Origin of the sequence: Nocardioides sp. B-3 (genome assembly GCF_024703895.1) — a bacterium.
Taxonomy (GTDB): Bacteria; Actinomycetota; Actinomycetes; order Propionibacteriales; family Nocardioidaceae; genus Nocardioides.
In genome coordinates, this window is record NZ_CP087968.1 from 3,030,892 (window position 1) to 3,045,329 (window position 14,438).

Annotated in this window: 22 protein-coding genes and 3 pseudogenes; 11 read left to right on the plus strand and 14 right to left on the minus strand. The window is 71.0% G+C overall.

Features of this window, described 5'->3' with window-relative positions; genetic code table 11:
* Nucleotides 1–65: 65 nt before the first annotated feature.
* From LP418_RS33990 to LP418_RS20200, 4 genes and pseudogenes are all read left to right on the plus strand, one after another.
* A pseudogene (locus LP418_RS33990) lies at nucleotides 66–191 on the plus strand (SigE family RNA polymerase sigma factor); the annotation flags it as partial.
* Between the two features lie 53 nt (nucleotides 192–244).
* Nucleotides 245–577, plus strand: a complete 333-nt coding sequence (locus LP418_RS20190; protein WP_257953409.1) for an RNA polymerase sigma factor — start codon at nucleotides 245–247, stop codon at nucleotides 575–577.
* On the plus strand, nucleotides 574–1,128 hold the full coding sequence (locus LP418_RS20195) for a hypothetical protein (RefSeq protein ID WP_257953410.1): 555 nt from the start codon (nucleotides 574–576) through the stop codon (nucleotides 1,126–1,128). The genes LP418_RS20190 and LP418_RS20195 overlap by 4 nt, the downstream gene beginning before the upstream one ends.
* Entirely contained in the window at nucleotides 1,070–1,909 is an 840-nt protein-coding gene (locus LP418_RS20200) for a hypothetical protein (RefSeq protein ID WP_257953411.1), read from the plus strand. The genes LP418_RS20195 and LP418_RS20200 overlap by 59 nt, the downstream gene beginning before the upstream one ends.
* An 82-nt stretch (nucleotides 1,910–1,991) precedes the next feature.
* Here LP418_RS20200 and LP418_RS20205 read toward each other — a convergent pair whose 3' ends face one another.
* From LP418_RS20205 to LP418_RS20220, 4 genes and pseudogenes are all read right to left on the minus strand, one after another.
* The gene (locus LP418_RS20205; protein WP_257957120.1) at nucleotides 1,992–2,474 is read right to left on the minus strand and encodes a GNAT family N-acetyltransferase; all 483 of its coding nucleotides are present in this window, start codon (nucleotides 2,472–2,474) and stop codon (nucleotides 1,992–1,994) included.
* Complete coding sequence (locus LP418_RS20210) at nucleotides 2,474–3,241, minus strand: thiamine pyrophosphate-dependent enzyme (protein WP_336276109.1); 768 nt, start codon at nucleotides 3,239–3,241, stop codon at nucleotides 2,474–2,476. The genes LP418_RS20205 and LP418_RS20210 overlap by 1 nt, the downstream gene beginning before the upstream one ends.
* A 127-nt stretch (nucleotides 3,242–3,368) precedes the next feature.
* Nucleotides 3,369–4,121, minus strand: a pseudogene (locus tag LP418_RS20215) (thiamine pyrophosphate-binding protein); the annotation flags it as partial.
* 114 nt (nucleotides 4,122–4,235) lie between these two features.
* Entirely contained in the window at nucleotides 4,236–5,024 is a 789-nt protein-coding gene (locus LP418_RS20220) for a DUF2785 domain-containing protein (protein ID WP_257953412.1), read from the minus strand.
* A 62-nt stretch (nucleotides 5,025–5,086) separates the two neighbouring features.
* On the opposite strand from LP418_RS20220, the gene LP418_RS20225 reads away from it, so the two are divergent.
* Complete coding sequence (locus tag LP418_RS20225) at nucleotides 5,087–5,983, plus strand: histidine kinase N-terminal domain-containing protein (RefSeq protein WP_257953413.1); 897 nt, start codon at nucleotides 5,087–5,089, stop codon at nucleotides 5,981–5,983.
* 17 nt (nucleotides 5,984–6,000) lie between these two features.
* Nucleotides 6,001–6,579: a sensor histidine kinase gene (locus LP418_RS20230; RefSeq protein WP_257957122.1), complete on the plus strand. Its 579-nt coding sequence runs from the start codon at nucleotides 6,001–6,003 to the stop codon at nucleotides 6,577–6,579.
* Between the two features lie 19 nt (nucleotides 6,580–6,598).
* On the opposite strand, the pseudogene LP418_RS20235 reads toward LP418_RS20230, so the two are convergent.
* Nucleotides 6,599–6,851 (minus strand): annotated as a pseudogene (locus LP418_RS20235) (WhiB family transcriptional regulator).
* A gap of 224 nt (nucleotides 6,852–7,075) precedes the next feature.
* Between LP418_RS20235 and LP418_RS20240 the strand changes: the two are divergent.
* Entirely contained in the window at nucleotides 7,076–7,522 is a 447-nt protein-coding gene (locus tag LP418_RS20240) for a hypothetical protein (RefSeq protein WP_257953414.1), read from the plus strand.
* Here the strand turns inward: LP418_RS20240 and LP418_RS20245 are convergent.
* The 8 genes from LP418_RS20245 to LP418_RS20280 all read right to left on the minus strand — a co-directional run bounded on the left by LP418_RS20245 (nucleotide 7,466) and on the right by LP418_RS20280 (nucleotide 11,447).
* The gene (locus tag LP418_RS20245; RefSeq protein ID WP_257953415.1) at nucleotides 7,466–7,885 is read right to left on the minus strand and encodes a sigma-70 family RNA polymerase sigma factor; all 420 of its coding nucleotides are present in this window, start codon (nucleotides 7,883–7,885) and stop codon (nucleotides 7,466–7,468) included. The two genes, LP418_RS20240 and LP418_RS20245, sit on opposite strands and share 57 nt — an antisense overlap.
* Nucleotides 7,855–8,052 (minus strand): sigma factor, encoded by a 198-nt coding sequence (locus tag LP418_RS20250; RefSeq protein WP_257953416.1) that lies wholly within the window; start codon nucleotides 8,050–8,052, stop codon nucleotides 7,855–7,857. The genes LP418_RS20245 and LP418_RS20250 overlap by 31 nt, the downstream gene beginning before the upstream one ends.
* 16 nt (nucleotides 8,053–8,068) lie before the next feature.
* Entirely contained in the window at nucleotides 8,069–8,308 is a 240-nt protein-coding gene (locus tag LP418_RS20255; protein WP_257953417.1) for a hypothetical protein, read from the minus strand.
* A 1-nt stretch (nucleotide 8,309) separates the two neighbouring features.
* Nucleotides 8,310–8,759: an anti-sigma factor gene (locus LP418_RS20260; RefSeq protein WP_257953418.1), complete on the minus strand. Its 450-nt coding sequence runs from the start codon at nucleotides 8,757–8,759 to the stop codon at nucleotides 8,310–8,312.
* 123 nt (nucleotides 8,760–8,882) lie between these two features.
* Entirely contained in the window at nucleotides 8,883–9,257 is a 375-nt protein-coding gene (locus LP418_RS20265) for a hypothetical protein (RefSeq protein WP_257953419.1), read from the minus strand.
* Between the two features lie 46 nt (nucleotides 9,258–9,303).
* Nucleotides 9,304–9,873: an MFS transporter gene (locus LP418_RS20270; protein WP_442939966.1), complete on the minus strand. Its 570-nt coding sequence runs from the start codon at nucleotides 9,871–9,873 to the stop codon at nucleotides 9,304–9,306.
* Between the two features lie 207 nt (nucleotides 9,874–10,080).
* On the minus strand, nucleotides 10,081–10,344 hold the full coding sequence (locus tag LP418_RS20275) for a hypothetical protein (protein ID WP_257953420.1): 264 nt from the start codon (nucleotides 10,342–10,344) through the stop codon (nucleotides 10,081–10,083).
* A complete protein-coding gene (locus LP418_RS20280; protein WP_257953421.1) occupies nucleotides 10,341–11,447 on the minus strand; it encodes an NAD(P)-binding domain-containing protein in 1,107 nt (368 codons plus the stop codon). The genes LP418_RS20275 and LP418_RS20280 overlap by 4 nt, the downstream gene beginning before the upstream one ends.
* 739 nt (nucleotides 11,448–12,186) lie before the next feature.
* Between LP418_RS20280 and LP418_RS20290 the strand changes: the two genes are divergently transcribed.
* On the plus strand, nucleotides 12,187–12,369 hold the full coding sequence (locus LP418_RS20290; RefSeq protein WP_257953423.1) for a GNAT family N-acetyltransferase: 183 nt from the start codon (nucleotides 12,187–12,189) through the stop codon (nucleotides 12,367–12,369).
* An 89-nt stretch (nucleotides 12,370–12,458) separates the two neighbouring features.
* Here the strand turns inward: LP418_RS20290 and sodN are convergent, their stop codons facing one another.
* A complete protein-coding gene (gene sodN, locus LP418_RS20295) occupies nucleotides 12,459–12,911 on the minus strand; it encodes a superoxide dismutase, Ni (RefSeq protein WP_257953424.1) in 453 nt (150 codons plus the stop codon).
* Between the two features lie 127 nt (nucleotides 12,912–13,038).
* Here sodN and LP418_RS20300 point away from each other — a divergent pair, with 127 nt between their 5' ends.
* Genes LP418_RS20300 through LP418_RS20305 form a run of 3 tightly spaced genes read left to right on the plus strand, consistent with a single transcriptional unit; the run spans nucleotide 13,039 to nucleotide 14,394 of the window.
* Entirely contained in the window at nucleotides 13,039–13,314 is a 276-nt protein-coding gene (locus LP418_RS20300) for a S24/S26 family peptidase (protein WP_257957124.1), read from the plus strand.
* A 52-nt stretch (nucleotides 13,315–13,366) separates the two neighbouring features.
* Nucleotides 13,367–13,537, plus strand: coding sequence for a hypothetical protein (locus tag LP418_RS33995; protein WP_442939967.1), 171 nt, complete (start codon nucleotides 13,367–13,369; stop codon nucleotides 13,535–13,537).
* Nucleotides 13,534–14,394 (plus strand): NAD(P)-dependent malic enzyme, encoded by an 861-nt coding sequence (locus tag LP418_RS20305; protein ID WP_442939968.1) that lies wholly within the window; start codon nucleotides 13,534–13,536, stop codon nucleotides 14,392–14,394. Before LP418_RS33995 ends, LP418_RS20305 begins: the two co-directional genes overlap by 4 nt.
* The last annotated feature ends 44 nt before the right edge of the window (nucleotides 14,395–14,438 follow it).

The following is a 14,438-nucleotide window of genomic DNA, read 5'->3' on the forward strand; positions in this document are numbered from 1 at the left end:
AAGTCGTCGGGACGCACGAGCAACCTCCGAGGCGCGGCGACGTCCTAGGGGGTGTGACCATCAACATGGAGCCGCCGACGCAGGCCGTGGGGCTCGCGGAGCTGTATGCCGCGCACCGGCTCGCTCTCGTGCGGCTCGCCGTCCTGCTGGTGGACGACCGTGCCAGCGCCGAGGACGTCGTGCAGGACGCCTTCGCCGCGCTGGCGCGGACGCAGCCACGGACTGCGCGGATCCGTCGGCGGCCGTGGGCTACCTGCGGGTGTCGGTGGTCAACGGCTCCCGGTCGATGCTGCGCAAGCGGCGAACCGTGCGCGGCTACAAGCCGCCCCGGACCATCGAGGCGGCGGGACCCGAGGACCGCGCCGTCCTCGCCGAGGAGCACAGCGAGGTCTTCGCGGCCGTGCAGTCGCTGCCGCCGAGGCAGCGCGAGGTGCTGGTGCTGCGCTACTGGTCGGGGTTGTCCGAGGCCGAGATCGCTGCCGCCCCGGGCATCACCCCGGGCACCGTGAAGTCCACCGCGAGCCGTGCGCTCGACGCACTCGAGCGAACCCTGAAGGCCAAGGAGGGCTGGTCATGAACGACCCGGAGACCCGACTCGCTTACGCCCCGGCGGCCCGAGCTGACCTCGTCCGGCCGGAGGACCTGCGCGACGAGCCGCTGCCCGCTCCGGTGGTGCCGCTGTGGCGCCGTACGCCCGTCGTCCCGGCAGCCGCCGCCTGCCCGGCGGTGATCGCCACCACGACCGCGGTCGTGGTCACGCGCGGCGATGCCGACCGCCCGCAGCCCACGGACCCGAGCCCGACGCTCGAGCTGCCGCCGGACATCGGCCTCGACTGGGATCCGGCCAAGGCGTCCACGCCTGCCGAGCTCGATCTTGACGGCGATGGCACGCCGGAGAAGGTGCGCTTCCTCGGCGAGCCGACGAAGGAGTACGACGGCCGCGTGCGGGTCCAGACGATCTTGAGCAGTGACGGTTCCATCGCCTTCGGCATCATCGATGTCGGCACCACGATCGGCGTCACCGCCCCGGCCCCCGATCGACGCGGACGCCGACGGCGACCGGGAACTCGTGCTGCTCGACGACAGCGACCCGGTGCGGGCGGTGCCGATCGTGCTCGACCTCCTTGACGGCCTCCTCGTCCCGGTGTCACCGAGCGAGCCCGAGCAGATCTTCATGGGCCAGAGCATCGTCTCCGAGGGTGGCGAGTTCTACGACATGGTGCGCCTCGGCCAGTTCTGGGTCGAGGACGGCACGCTCATCTCCACCCGCTCCCGCAACTCCTTTGCGGCCGGCAACATGAGGCTCTTCCGCCGGGAGGAGTACACGATGGACTCCTGGGCTCGGCGGCTCACCGCCGACGGGACGCTGGTGCCCGAGCCGGCGGCCACGCCCTGCCCGGGTCCAGTGCCGGAAGCAACCCGACCCTGCGCCGAGGGTGAGCAGGACATGCTCCCGCTGCTGGCGCCGATGGCGACGGAGCGCATCGGCCCGGGTGAGTCCTTCATCTCGAACGACGCCTATCCCTTCGAGGCGTCCATCGAGGAATCGACGACCGACGGCATCGCCACGGACCTCGTCGTGGTGACCGACGACGGGCGCCTCGAGGCCCCGATTTTCCTCGGGGAGCAGTCGACGGTCCTCACGAAGGCACCGATGCTCGAGTGGGACGGCGCGGTCGTCGTGGTCGCCTCGGACGACGCAGACCAGCCCGCGGATCTTGCGGTGCATGTCCAGCACGGCGACCAGTTGATGGGGCTCGGCGAGCCCGGCCCCGCGCCGCTGGGCCGCGGAACCATGCCCAACGGCCGTCCGTTCCGCAGCTGGCTGACCGTCAACGGCGCGTTGTTCACGATCGTGGCGGAGTCCACCGACGAGTCCGGGCCGTGGCAGGTATACACTGGGCCGTGATCGAGGGACCGCGTATCGCGCCCTTCCCGCTCGAGGTCATGTGCTTCGACGACCCGAGCGACCCGGCCACCGGCCACCGCTGCTAGGCGAGCGGTTTGCCGAAGGCGACGAGGTGCACTCCCGGGGCCGGGTCCCAGTCCCGGTCCGGGAGGCGCGTGTAGCCGAGGCGTTCGTAGATCCGGTGCGCCCCGGTCATCACGCGCAGCGACGACAGCACCATCGCGGTCGCCCCGTGCTCGCGGGAACGCTCCTCGCACAGGGTCGCCAACGCCGTACCGACTCCGCGGCCGCGGGCGCCCGGACTCACGGCGAGCATCCGGAACTCGCCCTCGTGCGCGCCCGCGATCTCGTGCCATGGCGACCCGGGCGGGCAGTGCGTCACGCAGCCGAGCACCTCGTCGCCGTCGACCGCGACCCAGACCTCAGCCTCGGCGTCGCGGCGCATGACGTCGCGGACCTTCGCGCGATAGAAGTCCTCGGCTCCGCCGAAGAAGGGAACGTACGCCGCAACGCACACCTCTCCCGCAGCGGCGTGCTCGTCGGGCCGGATGCGACGGAGCTCCATCAGATCCCGAACGTGCTCCGCGGGTAGGCCGCGTTGACGTCGGTGATGATGTTGACGAGGTAGGGCACCCCCGACGCGAACGCGCGGTCGAGCGCGGGGCCGATGTCCTTCGGGTCGCTCACCTTCTCGCCCGCGCCACCGAGCGCCTTGACGACCTCGTGGTAGGCCGTCTGCTCGGCCGGGTCTGCCGCGACGTCGTAGCCGTAGAGCATCTGCATCGGGCCCTTCTCCGGGCCCCGGGCGGAGTTGTTGCCCATCACCATCACGACGGGCAGGTCGTGGCGCACGAGGGTGTCCACGTCCATCAGCGAGAAGCCGGCGGCGCCGTCGCCGAGCAGCAGCGCGACCTGCGCGGACGGCCGGGCGAGGCGAGCAGCGATCGCCGCACCGAGACCGGCGCCGAGGCAGCCGTAGGGACCGGGGTCGAGCCAGCCGCCGGGCCGCTTGGGCTCGACGAACTTGCCCGCGAAGCTGACGAAGTCGCCGCCGTCGCCGATCACGACGGCGTCGTCGGCCAGCCGCGGCACGAGCTCGCCGTAGATGCGCGCCGGGTGGATCGGGTCGGCCTCGGCGCCCAGCAGCTCGTTGTCGCGCGCGGCGGTCGCCTTCACCACGTCTGCCAGCTCGGCAGCCCAACCAGACCAGTCCCGCGCCCTTCCCTGTACGGCGACGACCAGCCCGTCGAGGATGGTGGACAGGTCGCCCGCGGCGGACGCGGCCGGGTCGGCGTGCGCCGCGAGCTGGCCGGGGGAGTCGGCCACGTGCACGACCTTCGCCGGGACCGCACCGTCCTTGCCGCCGAAGACGCCGTAGCCGAGCCGGAAGTCGAGGCGGGGTGCCGACCACGATGACCGTGTCGGCGCCGTTGATCGCCGCGCCGCGGGCCTTGGTCACCAGCAGGGGATGCCCGCCGGGCAGCAGGCCGCGGCCCATGCCGTTGGTCAGCGTCGGGATGCCGAGTGACTCGACGAGCCGCAGCGCGGCGTCCTCGGCGTGGTCGGCCCAGACATCGGTGCCGAGGATGAGCAACGGGTGGTGGGAGTCGGCGAGCAGGGCCGCGATCCGGGCGACGTCGTCGCCGTCCGGCTCGACGACCGTGGTCGGCGCGCCCACCGACGCCGGCCCGGAGCCGGAGTTGAAGAACTCGTCCATCGGGATGTCGACGTACACCGGACCGCGGTGCGAGGACCGGGCGACGGTGAAGGCATCGTCGAACCCGGCGGCGACCTCGCCGGCGGTGTGCAGGGTGCGGGCCTGCTTGGCGACGGGGGAGACGATCGGCAGGTGGTCGATCTCCTGCAGGGCGCCGCTGCCCCAGCGGTTGGCGGGTGCGCGGCCGCCGACGACGACCATCGGCGAGCCGGCGAACTGGGCCTGCGCGATCGCGGAGATCCCGTTGGTGACGCCCGGCCCGGCCGTGAGGACGGCGAGCCCGGGGACGCGGGTCAGCTTGCCGGTGGCCTCGGCCGCGAAGGCGGCGGTCTGCTCGTGGCGCACGTCGAGCAGCCGCATCGGCGGCTCGGCCTTGACCGCGCCGTCGTACATCGGGAAGACGTGTGCCCCCGACAGCGTGAACATGGTCTCGACGCCGTGGGCGCGTGCGACCGAGACTGCCATTTCCCCGCTGTGACCGCTGAGTTCGTTCATGCCCGCACGCTAGAGCATGGGCCCCAGCGGACAGGCCCGATCAGGCGGAGAGTCAGCTGGGCGGGGAGAGGAACGGGAAGTTGGTGGCCTTCAGCGCCTCGACGAGCACCGGGATCAGGTCGGGGGCGTACGGCGGGTGGGTTGCTCGCGAGCGCGAGCTGGACGTGCAGGGAGCGTAGGTAGGCCCGGGCGTTGCCCGCGAGCTGGTAGGGGTCGTGCTCGCCGCTGCTCCCGAACGGGTTGGCGCCGGCCGCGATCCGGGTGGATCCACGGCTCGAGCACCTTGAGGCTGATCACGTTGCGACGCAGGATCTGCATCGTCGCGGCGGCCATCCGGTCGGTCTCGCCGGCCACCAGCAGGTCGGTGTCGCGCATCAGCAGCCGGTCGGCGAGCACGTCGAGGAAGACGGTCAGCTCGTTGGTGGCGAAGTAGGGCGACTGCGCCGGGATGCCGATCGCGTCGGCGCCGTGCGCGATCGCGTGCGCCCAGCCCTTGCCGGGGACATAGCCGCGGGTGTCGCGCCTGCGCAGGAACCAGGAAGCGACCCGGTCGCCCCAGTCGAAGACCCGGCCGCTGGGCACCAGCAGCTTCACGTTGTCGCGAGCCGGGCACTCGGCCAGCGCGAGCACGGAGAAGCTGCGCCGGAAGACGGTGTCGGTGCCGGTCTCGCCGAGCCCGATCGCCAGCCCGGCGGCCATTCCGTCGCCGAGTCCGGAGAGCAGGTCGTCGTAGACACCGCGGTCGATCCACGTCGACAGGGCGGGGTAGGCGGTGCCGTCGCGGAGCTCCGGATCGGGGGAGCCCAACATGGTCGTGAGCTCGGCCGTCAGGTCGTCCAGCGGCCGATCGGCGGGGACGGCGAGGCCCTTCGAGAGGATCTCCTGCCAGTACCCAGTGGCCATGGCGACATCCTGCCAGCCGATGGACTGCGGGGCTAACCCGGGCGTCTCACTAGAGTGAGGCCGTGCCGTCTCTCCTCGAGCTCGTCCGAGCACACACTGATCTCGACGACGACGACGTCACCCGGCTGCAGCAGCTGATGGCCGACTGGCAGATCATCGCCGACCTCTCCTTCGCCGATCTGGTCATGTGGCTGCCCGATCGCGAGGGCAACGGGTTCTGGGCGGGCGGGCAGATGCGCCCGACCACCGGACCCACCTCGTTGCCCGACGACGTCGTCGGCACCTTCGTGCCGACCGGGCGCAGGCGGATGGTCGACGAGGCCTACGAGCACGGACGCCCGGTGCGCGAGGGCGATCCCGAGTGGCGCGACGACGTCCCCGTCCGGGTCGAGGCGATTCCTGTACGGCGAGCAGGCCGCATCATCGCCGTGGTCGCCCGCAACACCAACCTGCTCGGCGTCCGCACCCCGAGCCGCCCGGAGCTGTCCTACCTGCAGACCGCAGCCGAGCTGACGCAGATGATCGCGGGCGGTTGGTTCCCGCCAGTGGGGCAGCGCAGCGACCACGCCGACACCGCCCGGGTGGGTGACGGGTTCCTGCGCCCGGACGCCGGCGGGCGGGTCGCCTACGCGAGCCCGAACGCGCTGTCGGTCTATCGACGCCTCGGCCTGCACGGCGACCTGACCAACCTCGTGCTGACCGACCTGACCCGCGACTGGTGCCGCCGCGGCGGCGGCTCGACGAGGAGTCGCTCAGTGCCGTGCTCAGCGGCCGCGCTGACCACGACACCGAGATCGCGACCGACGACGTCGCCCTCGTGGTGCGCAGCATCCCGCTGCGACCGCACGGCGAGCGCATCGGCGCGGTCATCCTGCTGCGCGACGTCACCGAGCTGCGACGACGGGACCGCGAGCTCGTCACCAAGGACGCCACCATCCGCGAGATCCATCACCGGGTGAAGAACAACCTGCAGACCGTGGCCGCGCTGCTGCGGTTGCAGGCTCGCCGGATCGACCAGCCTGAGGCCCGGGCCGCGCTGGAGGAGGCCGTACGCCGCGTCGGGTCGATCGCGATCGTGCACGAGACCCTGAGCCAAGCCGTCGAGGAGACCGTTGACTTCGACGAGATCGCCGACCGGTTGGGCCGGATGGTCACCGACGTCAGTGCCGTCAGCGGCCGGGTGCGCGTGCTGCGCGACGGCGCCTTCGGGGTGCTGCCCTCGGAGACGGCGACGGCCATGGCGATGGTGCTGACCGAGATCTTGCAGAACGCAGTCGAGCACGGCTATCCGGGGATGGCCGACGTCGCCGAGGTCGACGCCGCCCACGAGGGCCGGATCCCGGTCAGCGTGCGCCGGATCGTCGGACGGCTGCACGTCGCCGTACAGGACGACGGTGTGGGCCTGCCGGCCGACTTCGATCCGGACACGACGACGAGCCTCGGGCTCTCGATCGTGCGCACCCCGGTCGAGTCGGAGCTCGGCGGCCTGATCGAGATGGGCCCGGCCAACGAGGGCAGCGGAGCAAGGGTCCAGATCGACGTACCGATGGACTGATGCTCCGAGCAGGCGTTCCTCAGGCCGTGCGGACCCGGGCGCGAGCGTTGCGACGCTTGAGCGAGCGGCGCTCGTCCTCGCTCAGGCCACCCCAGACACCGTGGTCCTGACCCGCCTCCAGCGCCCACGCAAGGCACTGTTCGCGCACCTCACAGCGTCGGCACACCTGCTTGGCCTCCTCGATCTGGAGGATGGCCGGACCGGTGTTGCCGATCGGGGAAGAACAGCTCCGGGTCCTCGTCGAGGCAGGCAGAGCGCGAGCGCCAATCCATGGAGTGGGGGTTCCTCTTTCAGTATCAACAGGCTGTGTGCGGGCGGTCAGCGGAGCCCGGGCGGTCGTGATCTGGACACGGTGATGTGAACTCATTCACGAGCGCGGTGCCCAGCGTGGCAAGAAGTGGATCGATAAACAACCCCTTGTCAGGGTCACTTCCGTCACAAAGGCACTACATCGGTCGCCCTGCGCCGCACAGATCCTGCCGCATAGGCTGCCACCGTGAACAGCGAGAATCCCCCGACCGCTCCGCCGCCGCTGGTGACGGCGGCGTCGATCACGGCCGTCGAGGGCGTGCTGCTGGTCGCCCCGGCCGTGCTCGAGATCGCCAACCTCACCGGCGGCCGGGTGACGATGGGACTCACCACGGCGGTGTTCTTCGCGGCTTTCGGCGTGCTCCCCGGTCGGCTGCGGCTGGCTGATCACTCGCGGTCACACGTGGCCTCGAGGCCCGATCCTGCTGGCCCAGCTGATCGGCCCGGGGCTGGCGTGGAACCTGCGCGGTGGCGAGACGACGCTGGTGTCGGTGGTGATCGCCGTGGTCGCGCTGATCGTGCTCGCCGGCATGCTGCACCCCGCGAGCATCGAGGCGATGAACGAGGCCGACGGGCGCTAGTCCTGCTCGAGCGACTCCCGCAGCTGCTTGAGGGTCTTGGTCAGCAGGCGTGACACGTGCATCTGCGAGACGCCGATCTCCTCGGCGATCTGCGACTGCGTCATGTTCTTGAAGAAGCGCAGCAGCAGGATCCGCTTCTCGCGCGGGTCCGGGCCCTCGAGGAGCGGCTTGATCGACTCGCGGATCTCGACGTGCTCGAGGTTGTGGTCATCGACCCCCAGCGAGTCCAGCAGGCTCGGCGGTCCGTCGTCCGAGCTGTCGTTGGCGTCGAGGCTCAGCGTGGAGTAGGCGTTGCTGGACTCCATCCCCTCGATGATCTCCTCCACGCTGCAACCGATCAGCTCGGCGAGCTCGCGCGGGGTGGGGGAGCGGCCGAGCTTCTGGGTCAGCTCGGCGGTGCTCGCCGTGATCTGCATGCGCAGCTCCTGCAAGCGGCGCGGCACCCGGATCGCCCAGCCCTTGTCGTGAAGTAGCGCTTGATCTCGCCGATGATGGTCGGCGTGGCGTAGGTCGAGAACTCGACACCGCGCTCGGTGTCGAATCGGTCCACGGCCTTGATCAGGCCGATCGTGCCGACCTGCACGAGGTCCTCGTGGGGCTCACCGCGGTTGCAGGAACCTGCGCGCGCAGTGCTCGACGAGCGGCAGGTGCAGGCGCACCAGGTCCTCGCGTGCCATCGTGCGGGCAGCCTCGGACAGCTCCTCGTCCCGGAAGGTCACGAAGAACTCCGCGCTTCGCTTGCGCGTGATCTCGATCCCGGTGAGCTCGATTGGCGCGTCGTCGTCGACGGCCTCCGCACCGTCCACCACCGCGCCGTCCCCCGTCGCGTCCTGAGTCATCTCAGAGCTCTGCACCCGTCGGCTTGTCGGCCGACCCCGCGGCCAACTGGGAGGTCATCGTGAACCGGACGCGGAACAGGCCCTGCTCGGACGTCACGAGTGCATCGCTGGCCGGGGTGTCGAGCACCTGCCACGCGAAGCTCTCGAGGTCGGGCTCCGGGTTGTCCATCGCATCCGTCGAGACCTCGACGGTCATCGTGCCCTGACCCAGCTGGAACCGGGCGGTCAGCGCCGCCCCCGGGTCGGCAGCGGGCAGCACCAGCGCGCCGGCCTCGGCGACCGCGATCCGCAGGTCCTCGATGTCGTCGATGGTGAAGTCGAGGCGGGCCGCCAGCGCGGCCGTGGTCGTGCGGAGCACCGAGGCGTATGCGCCGTCGGCCGGCAACCGCAGCTCGACGTCCGCGCGGGTGGAATCTCCGGTCGCGCTGTCGCCGCTGGTGGGGGCACTCACAATCTGCGTCCCGTTCTCGAGATTGGTTCGGTGGGCACACACTAACCAAGACTCTTTCGGCCGCGTGAGCAGGAGTTCATCCGACACCGGCGCGAGGCGGTGGCTTGGGCGTGGCCCAGAGCATCAGCACCGCCGCCACGGCCGCAACGCCGGCGAGGACGAGGAACGCGTCGGCGTACAGAACCGAGCAGTTGTGCCAGCGCGGCGCCCGCGAACGGTGCGACGGCGGAGGCGGCGAGGGCCGGGGCGGTGAGGATGCCGTTGAGGGTGCCGTAGGCCTCCGGACCCCAACGGTCCGTGACGGCGGTGGCCCTGGACGAGGGTGTAGATGCCACGCGCCGGGCCAAGGACCATGCCGAGGCCGATGAGCAGGCCCGCGGAGCCCGGGGCCGGGGCCAGCGCGGCCGTGGCGGCGGCGACGGCGGTGAGCACGATGACACCGCGCGAGGTGACCGAGGTCGTGGCGGCGAACCGCGCGTAGCCCAGCCGTCCGGCCACTGGCCGACGCCGCCGAGACCGAGGGCCACGGCGGCGAGGTTGCGGCTCAGGCCCTGCTCGACCAGCATCGGCACCGGAGTTGATGATGACGGCGAAGACGGCCGGGGCCGGTCAGGGCATTCGCCAGCATCAGCAGCAGGAACGGGGTGCTGCGCGCGACGACGGCGGCCTGCGCCGTGCGGTGGGTGGCCATGGCGTGGTGATGGGTCGCGGCGTGCGAGGTGCGCCGGGGGTGGTTCAGGCCCCACCAGTGCAGCGGCACCGTGATCAGCACCGGGCTCGCCAGCAGGACGAGGTAGGCGTGACGCCACCCGAGCCAGTCGTCGAGCACCGAGGCGAGGGGAGCGAAGACCGTGCTGGCCAGACCCGCGACCAGCGTCAGGGTCGTCAGGGCCCGGACGCGACGTACCCCGCCCCAGTGTGTGAGAGCTGCGAAGGCCGGCGGGTACAAGGTGCCTGCCATGGCCACCCCGGTGAGCATCCACCCCGCGTAGAACGCGGCCGGGTTGGGTGCCAGCGCCACGGTGCCCACACCCGGGATCGCGATGAGGGACGCGGCGGTCATCACCCTGCGAGGACCGACGGCATCGATGTGCCGTCCGACCCAGATGCCCACACCGCCGGAGACGAGCTGGGCCAGCGAGAACGCCCCCGGTGACCGCGACGCTCGACCAGCCGGTGTCGGCGGTGATGGAGGACTGCAGCGCCGCGAACGCGTAGTACAGGATGCCCCAGGACACGATCTGGACGGTGCTCAGCACCGCCACGACCTGTCGCAGCCCGGCGCCGTCGAGATCGCCGGACTGCGAGGTCGCGGCTTCGGTCACCGGCTCACGGTCTCGGGGGCGCGGCCGAGGCTGATCAGCTGCGGTTCGGCTGCCGCCGGTGTGCCGCAACAGCCGCCACCTACGGACGCCTCGCCCGGGTCGTCGAAGGCCCCGGCCCCGTTGCACACCCCGGACTCGGGCAGCACGAGGTCGACCCGGGCGGCGGCCTCGAGGTCGCCGTCGAGCGCCGCGACGACCGAGCGCACCTGCTCGTAGCCGGTCATCGCCGGGAAGGACGGGGCACGGCCGTAGGACTTCATGCCGACCGGGGAAGAGACCGGCCTCGGGCTGGGTGAGCTCCCGGAACCCGTGCGGGGCCACGTCGCCACAGGAGTGGTGGTCCGGGTGGATCTGGTTGGCGAGGATCCGCGCGGAACCGAGAGTCGGATCCAGGTCCAGACGGACCTCTGAGAGGAACCCGAAGTCGGGACGGAAGCCGGTGACCACGATGACCTCGTCGACGTCGGTGACCCGCTGACCGTTGACCGAGCCGATGGTCAGCCGCCCGTCGACCTGCTCGACGACGGACTCGGTGCGGAACTGGGTCACGTTGGTCACGAGCCCGCTGGTGGCGGCCGCCTTGGCGTCCCGGCCGAGCTTGCCGCGCTGTGCGAGCTGGTCGTTGTCGCCGCCGCCGAACGCGTCTCCCACGCTCGGGCGGCGCAGCAGCCGGGTGACCCGGGTGGCGGCGTCCTGCCGGCCGAGCCGGGCCAGCCCGACCCGGGACTCCCCGGGCCGAAGCCCCCTTGCCGGCGACCGCCACGTGCTTGCCGGCATAGCGGGCCGCGACGGCGGGATCGGTGAAGTCGGGGATGCCATAGGTGATGCGCCGGGCGTTCTCGGTCTCGCCCGGGGCAGGGTAGCCGTCGGCGCCGAGCGGGTTGGGCTGCGACCACGTGCCCGACGCGTCCACGACCGCGCTGGCCAGCAGCCGCTCCCGACCTGCCGGTCCTTCGACGTGTACGGCGAACTCGTCGGCCTCGCGTCCGGAGTCGACCAGCAGGTCGCGGCCGGCTCGCCCGACGCCTGTCACTCGACTGGTGTAGCGGATCGCCCCGCCGGACGTTGCGTTCAGCAGGTCGGCAAGTGGCTGGAGGTAGTGCTCGCGCCACTCGCCACCCGTGGGGTAGCCAGCATCGTCGGGTGCCGTCCAGGTGCCCGTAGCGCCCGGGAGGCGGCGGGCCGCCGGGTCGATGAGCTCGAACCACGACGAGAACAACCGCACGTGCGCCCACTCGCCGATGGCGGCGCCGGCGTCGGCACCGGCCTCGAGGACGACGAAGTCCATTCCTCGCTCGACGGCGTTCGCGGCAGCGGCCAGCCCGATGGGGCCGGCGCCGATGATGACCAGTGGGTGCTGCATGACTCACTCCTCAGGACCAAAAGACATCGACGGGCGTCGATGTATGCAATGTATCGATCGACGTCGATGAATGCAAGGTACTCTTCCGACATGACGACAACGCCGGCCCTCGACAAGTCAGAGGCCGAGAACTACTCGGAATGGTTCGCCGTCCTCGCCGACCCCACTCGCGTACGCCTGCTGCACACGGTGTCGACCTCTGCGACCGGAGCCATGCGCATCGGCGACATCGCGACCGCGCTCGAGATCAGCCAGTCGACCTGCTCGCACCATGTCGAGCTGTTGCGCAGGGTCGGCTTCGTGATGGTCGACAAGGTCGGCACCGCGAGCCCGGTGTCCGTCAATGCCGCCTGCTGCACCGGCCTTCCCCACGCCGCAGACGTGGTCATGGGCACGCTGTCCTCCCCGCCGTGCTGTCCCGACGACCTCCCGGCAGACGTCACCACACGCCCGGTGGTCGAGGAGGACCTCCCCGGTGCGCTCGCGATCTACGAGGAGGGTCTGGCGACCCGCAACGCCACCTTCGAGACGCAGCTGCCGACCGCCACCCAGCTCCGCGACCGCTGGCTGCCGGGCTTGGCGTGGGTCGCCGTGCTCGACGGCGACGTCGTCGGCTGGACGGCCGTCTCGTCGGTGTCCGCCCGCACGTGCTACTCCGGTGTCGGCGAGACCTCGGTCTACGTCACCGAGTCGGCCCCGCGGTCGCGGCGTCGGCAAGGCCCTGCTCTTCGCGCAGGTCATGGAGGCCGACAAGGCGGGGCTGTGGACCCTGCAGACCTCGATCTTCCCCGAGAACCGCGCCAGCTCGGCGCTGCACCACTCGGCCGGCTACCGCACCCTCGCGGTCCGCACCCGCATCGCCCAGCTCGACGGAGTCTGGCGCGACACCGTCCTGCTCGAGCGTCGCAGCGAGAAGAACTGAGCGAAATGCCGACGAGGCCGGTTCCCCCGGGGGAACCGGCCTCGACCGTGCGTGGTGAATCGAAAGCGTGCGTCCGCGCTTCGCTGCGCTCAGCGCGTCCTCCAGATCAGAAGGCGAAGCCAAGCGGCTCCGCCGCTCTGGCTACGCCTTCTTGGTCTCCCAAAAATTTCCACGATCTCGTCGATCTTCGCGAGCAGCTCGTCGGCCTTGCCGGCGTCGAGCTCACCCTTGGTGCCACTGGCACCGGCCAGCTTGGTGGCCTCGTTGACGAGGGTGTGCAGCTGCGGGTACTTCTCGAAGTGCGGCGGCTTGAAGTAGTCGGTCCACAGCACCCACAGGTGGTGCTTGACGAGCTCCGAGCGCTGCTCCTTGATCAGGATGGCACGGGTGCGGAAGTCGGGGTCGTCGTTGTCGGCGACCTTGCCGATGAGCGCCTTGATCGACTCGGCCTCGATGCGGGCCCGGGCGGGGTCGTAGACGCCGCACGGCAGGTCGCAGTGGGCGGAGACATCGATGGTCGGAGCGAAGAGCTGGGGGAACATCGCGGTCCTCTCAGGTAGGTGAGTTCTCACGTTCGCTGCGACACTACTCCGCGTGAAGAGGCCATTTCATCGGGGTTCCACCCACACGGGTGGTCGCTGGGGAATGGCCGTGGTGCGAGGCCGATCAATGGCGCCGACATTGGCCGAGGGCGACCGACTGCTTGTCTCGTACGCCGCAGCGCCCGCCGCCGGAGATGTCGTCCTCGCCCGCTTCGCTGACGGCACGGTGGCCGTGAAGCGTGCGGTCGAGGAACGGACGGCTCGCGGCGGCGTACCGGCGTGGTGGCTCCTCAGCGACAACCCGGACGAGGGCGTCGATTCCCGGCATCGGGGACCCGTGCCGAACGAGTCCGTGCTGGGCGTCGTCCGGCTCCGACTGTGGCCTTCCCCACGGCGGATGTGAATCCCGGTGGGACACGTGCTGCCGCAGGGGCGGGCTGTGGAAGGATCGGGGCATGGAACCGGAGTCGCACCCCTTCGCCGGTGACCCCGTCTTCGACCTGCATCTCGGCGGCAAGATGGAGACGGTCTCGACGGTCGAGCTGACCGGCGCAGACGAGTTGTCACTGGCCTACACCCCCGGCGTCGCGCGGTCTGCGAAGCGATCGCGGCCGACCCGGGCATGACCCAGCACTACACGTGGGTGCCCAACGTCGTCGCCATCGTCAGCGACGGCACCGCTGTCCTCGGACTCGGCGACATCGGCCCGGCCGCCGCGATGCCGGTGATGGAGGGCAAGGCCGTGCTGTTCAAGCAGTTCGGCGGCGTCGACGCGGTGCCGATCTGTCTCAACACGACCGACGTCGAGGAGATCATCGAGACGGTGCAGCGCCTCGCCCCCAGCTTCGGTGGCATCAACCTCGAGGACATCTCCGCACCCCGCTGCTTCGAGATCGAGGACCGGCTCAAGGCCAGCCTCGACATCCCCGTCTTCCACGACGACCAGCACGGCACCGCGGTCGTCGCCCCGGCGGCGCTGACCAACGCGCTGCGCCTGACCGGCCGCACCCCGGAGGGCACCCGCGTGGTCATCTCCGGCGCCGGTGCTGCCGGCGTGGCCGTCGCCCGGATCCTGCTCAGGGGCGGGCGTCCGCGACATCGCCGTCATCGACCGCCGGGGCGTGCTCAGCTCCACCCGCTCCGACCTCACGCCCGTCAAGGCCGCGCTCGCGAAGGACACGGCCGACAACTTCGGCCGCAGCGGCTCCCTCGGCCGACGCGATGGCCGGTGCCGACGTCTACATCGGCGTCTCCGGTGGCACCGTGCCCGAGGAGATCGTGGCGTCGATGGCGCCCGACGCGATCATCTTCGGCCCGGCCAACCCGACACCCGAGGTGCACCCCGACGTCGCGCACAAGTACGCCCGCGTCGTCGCGACCGGTCGCTCCGACTTCCCCAACCAGATCAACAACGTGCTGGCCTTCCCGGGGATCTTCCGCGGTGCCTTCGACGTGCACGCCACGGCGATCACCGAGAACATGAAGCTCGCCGCCGCGACGTGCGCTCGCCGACCTCGTCGGTGACGA

What these genes read in the sequence shown, in the direction of transcription:
- LP418_RS20195 (WP_257953410.1), top strand. Translation starts at nt 574, where the DNA reads ATGAACGACCCGGAGACCCGACTCGCTTACGCCCCGGCGGCCCGAGCT.
- LP418_RS20205 (WP_257957120.1), bottom strand. Translation starts at nt 2,474, where the DNA reads ATGGAGCTCCGTCGCATCCGGCCCGACGAGCACGCCGCTGCGGGAGAG.
- LP418_RS20220 (WP_257953412.1), bottom strand. Translation starts at nt 5,024, where the DNA reads ATGGCCACTGGGTACTGGCAGGAGATCCTCTCGAAGGGCCTCGCCGTC.
- LP418_RS20245 (WP_257953415.1), bottom strand. Translation starts at nt 7,885, where the DNA reads ATGCAGATCACGGCGAGCACCGCCGAGCTGACCCAGAAGCTCGGCCGC.
- LP418_RS20255 (WP_257953417.1), bottom strand. Translation starts at nt 8,308, where the DNA reads ATGACTCAGGACGCGACGGGGGACGGCGCGGTGGTGGACGGTGCGGAG.
- LP418_RS20275 (WP_257953420.1), bottom strand. Translation starts at nt 10,344, where the DNA reads ATGAAGTCCTACGGCCGTGCCCCGTCCTTCCCGGCGATGACCGGCTAC.
- LP418_RS20280 (WP_257953421.1), bottom strand. Translation starts at nt 11,447, where the DNA reads ATGCAGCACCCACTGGTCATCATCGGCGCCGGCCCCATCGGGCTGGCC.
- LP418_RS20290 (WP_257953423.1), top strand. Translation starts at nt 12,187, where the DNA reads ATGGAGGCCGACAAGGCGGGGCTGTGGACCCTGCAGACCTCGATCTTC.
- sodN (WP_257953424.1), bottom strand. Translation starts at nt 12,911, where the DNA reads ATGTTCCCCCAGCTCTTCGCTCCGACCATCGATGTCTCCGCCCACTGC.
- LP418_RS20300 (WP_257957124.1), top strand. Translation starts at nt 13,039, where the DNA reads ATGGCGCCGACATTGGCCGAGGGCGACCGACTGCTTGTCTCGTACGCC.
- LP418_RS33995 (WP_442939967.1), top strand. Translation starts at nt 13,367, where the DNA reads ATGGAACCGGAGTCGCACCCCTTCGCCGGTGACCCCGTCTTCGACCTG.
- LP418_RS20305 (WP_442939968.1), top strand. Translation starts at nt 13,534, where the DNA reads ATGACCCAGCACTACACGTGGGTGCCCAACGTCGTCGCCATCGTCAGC.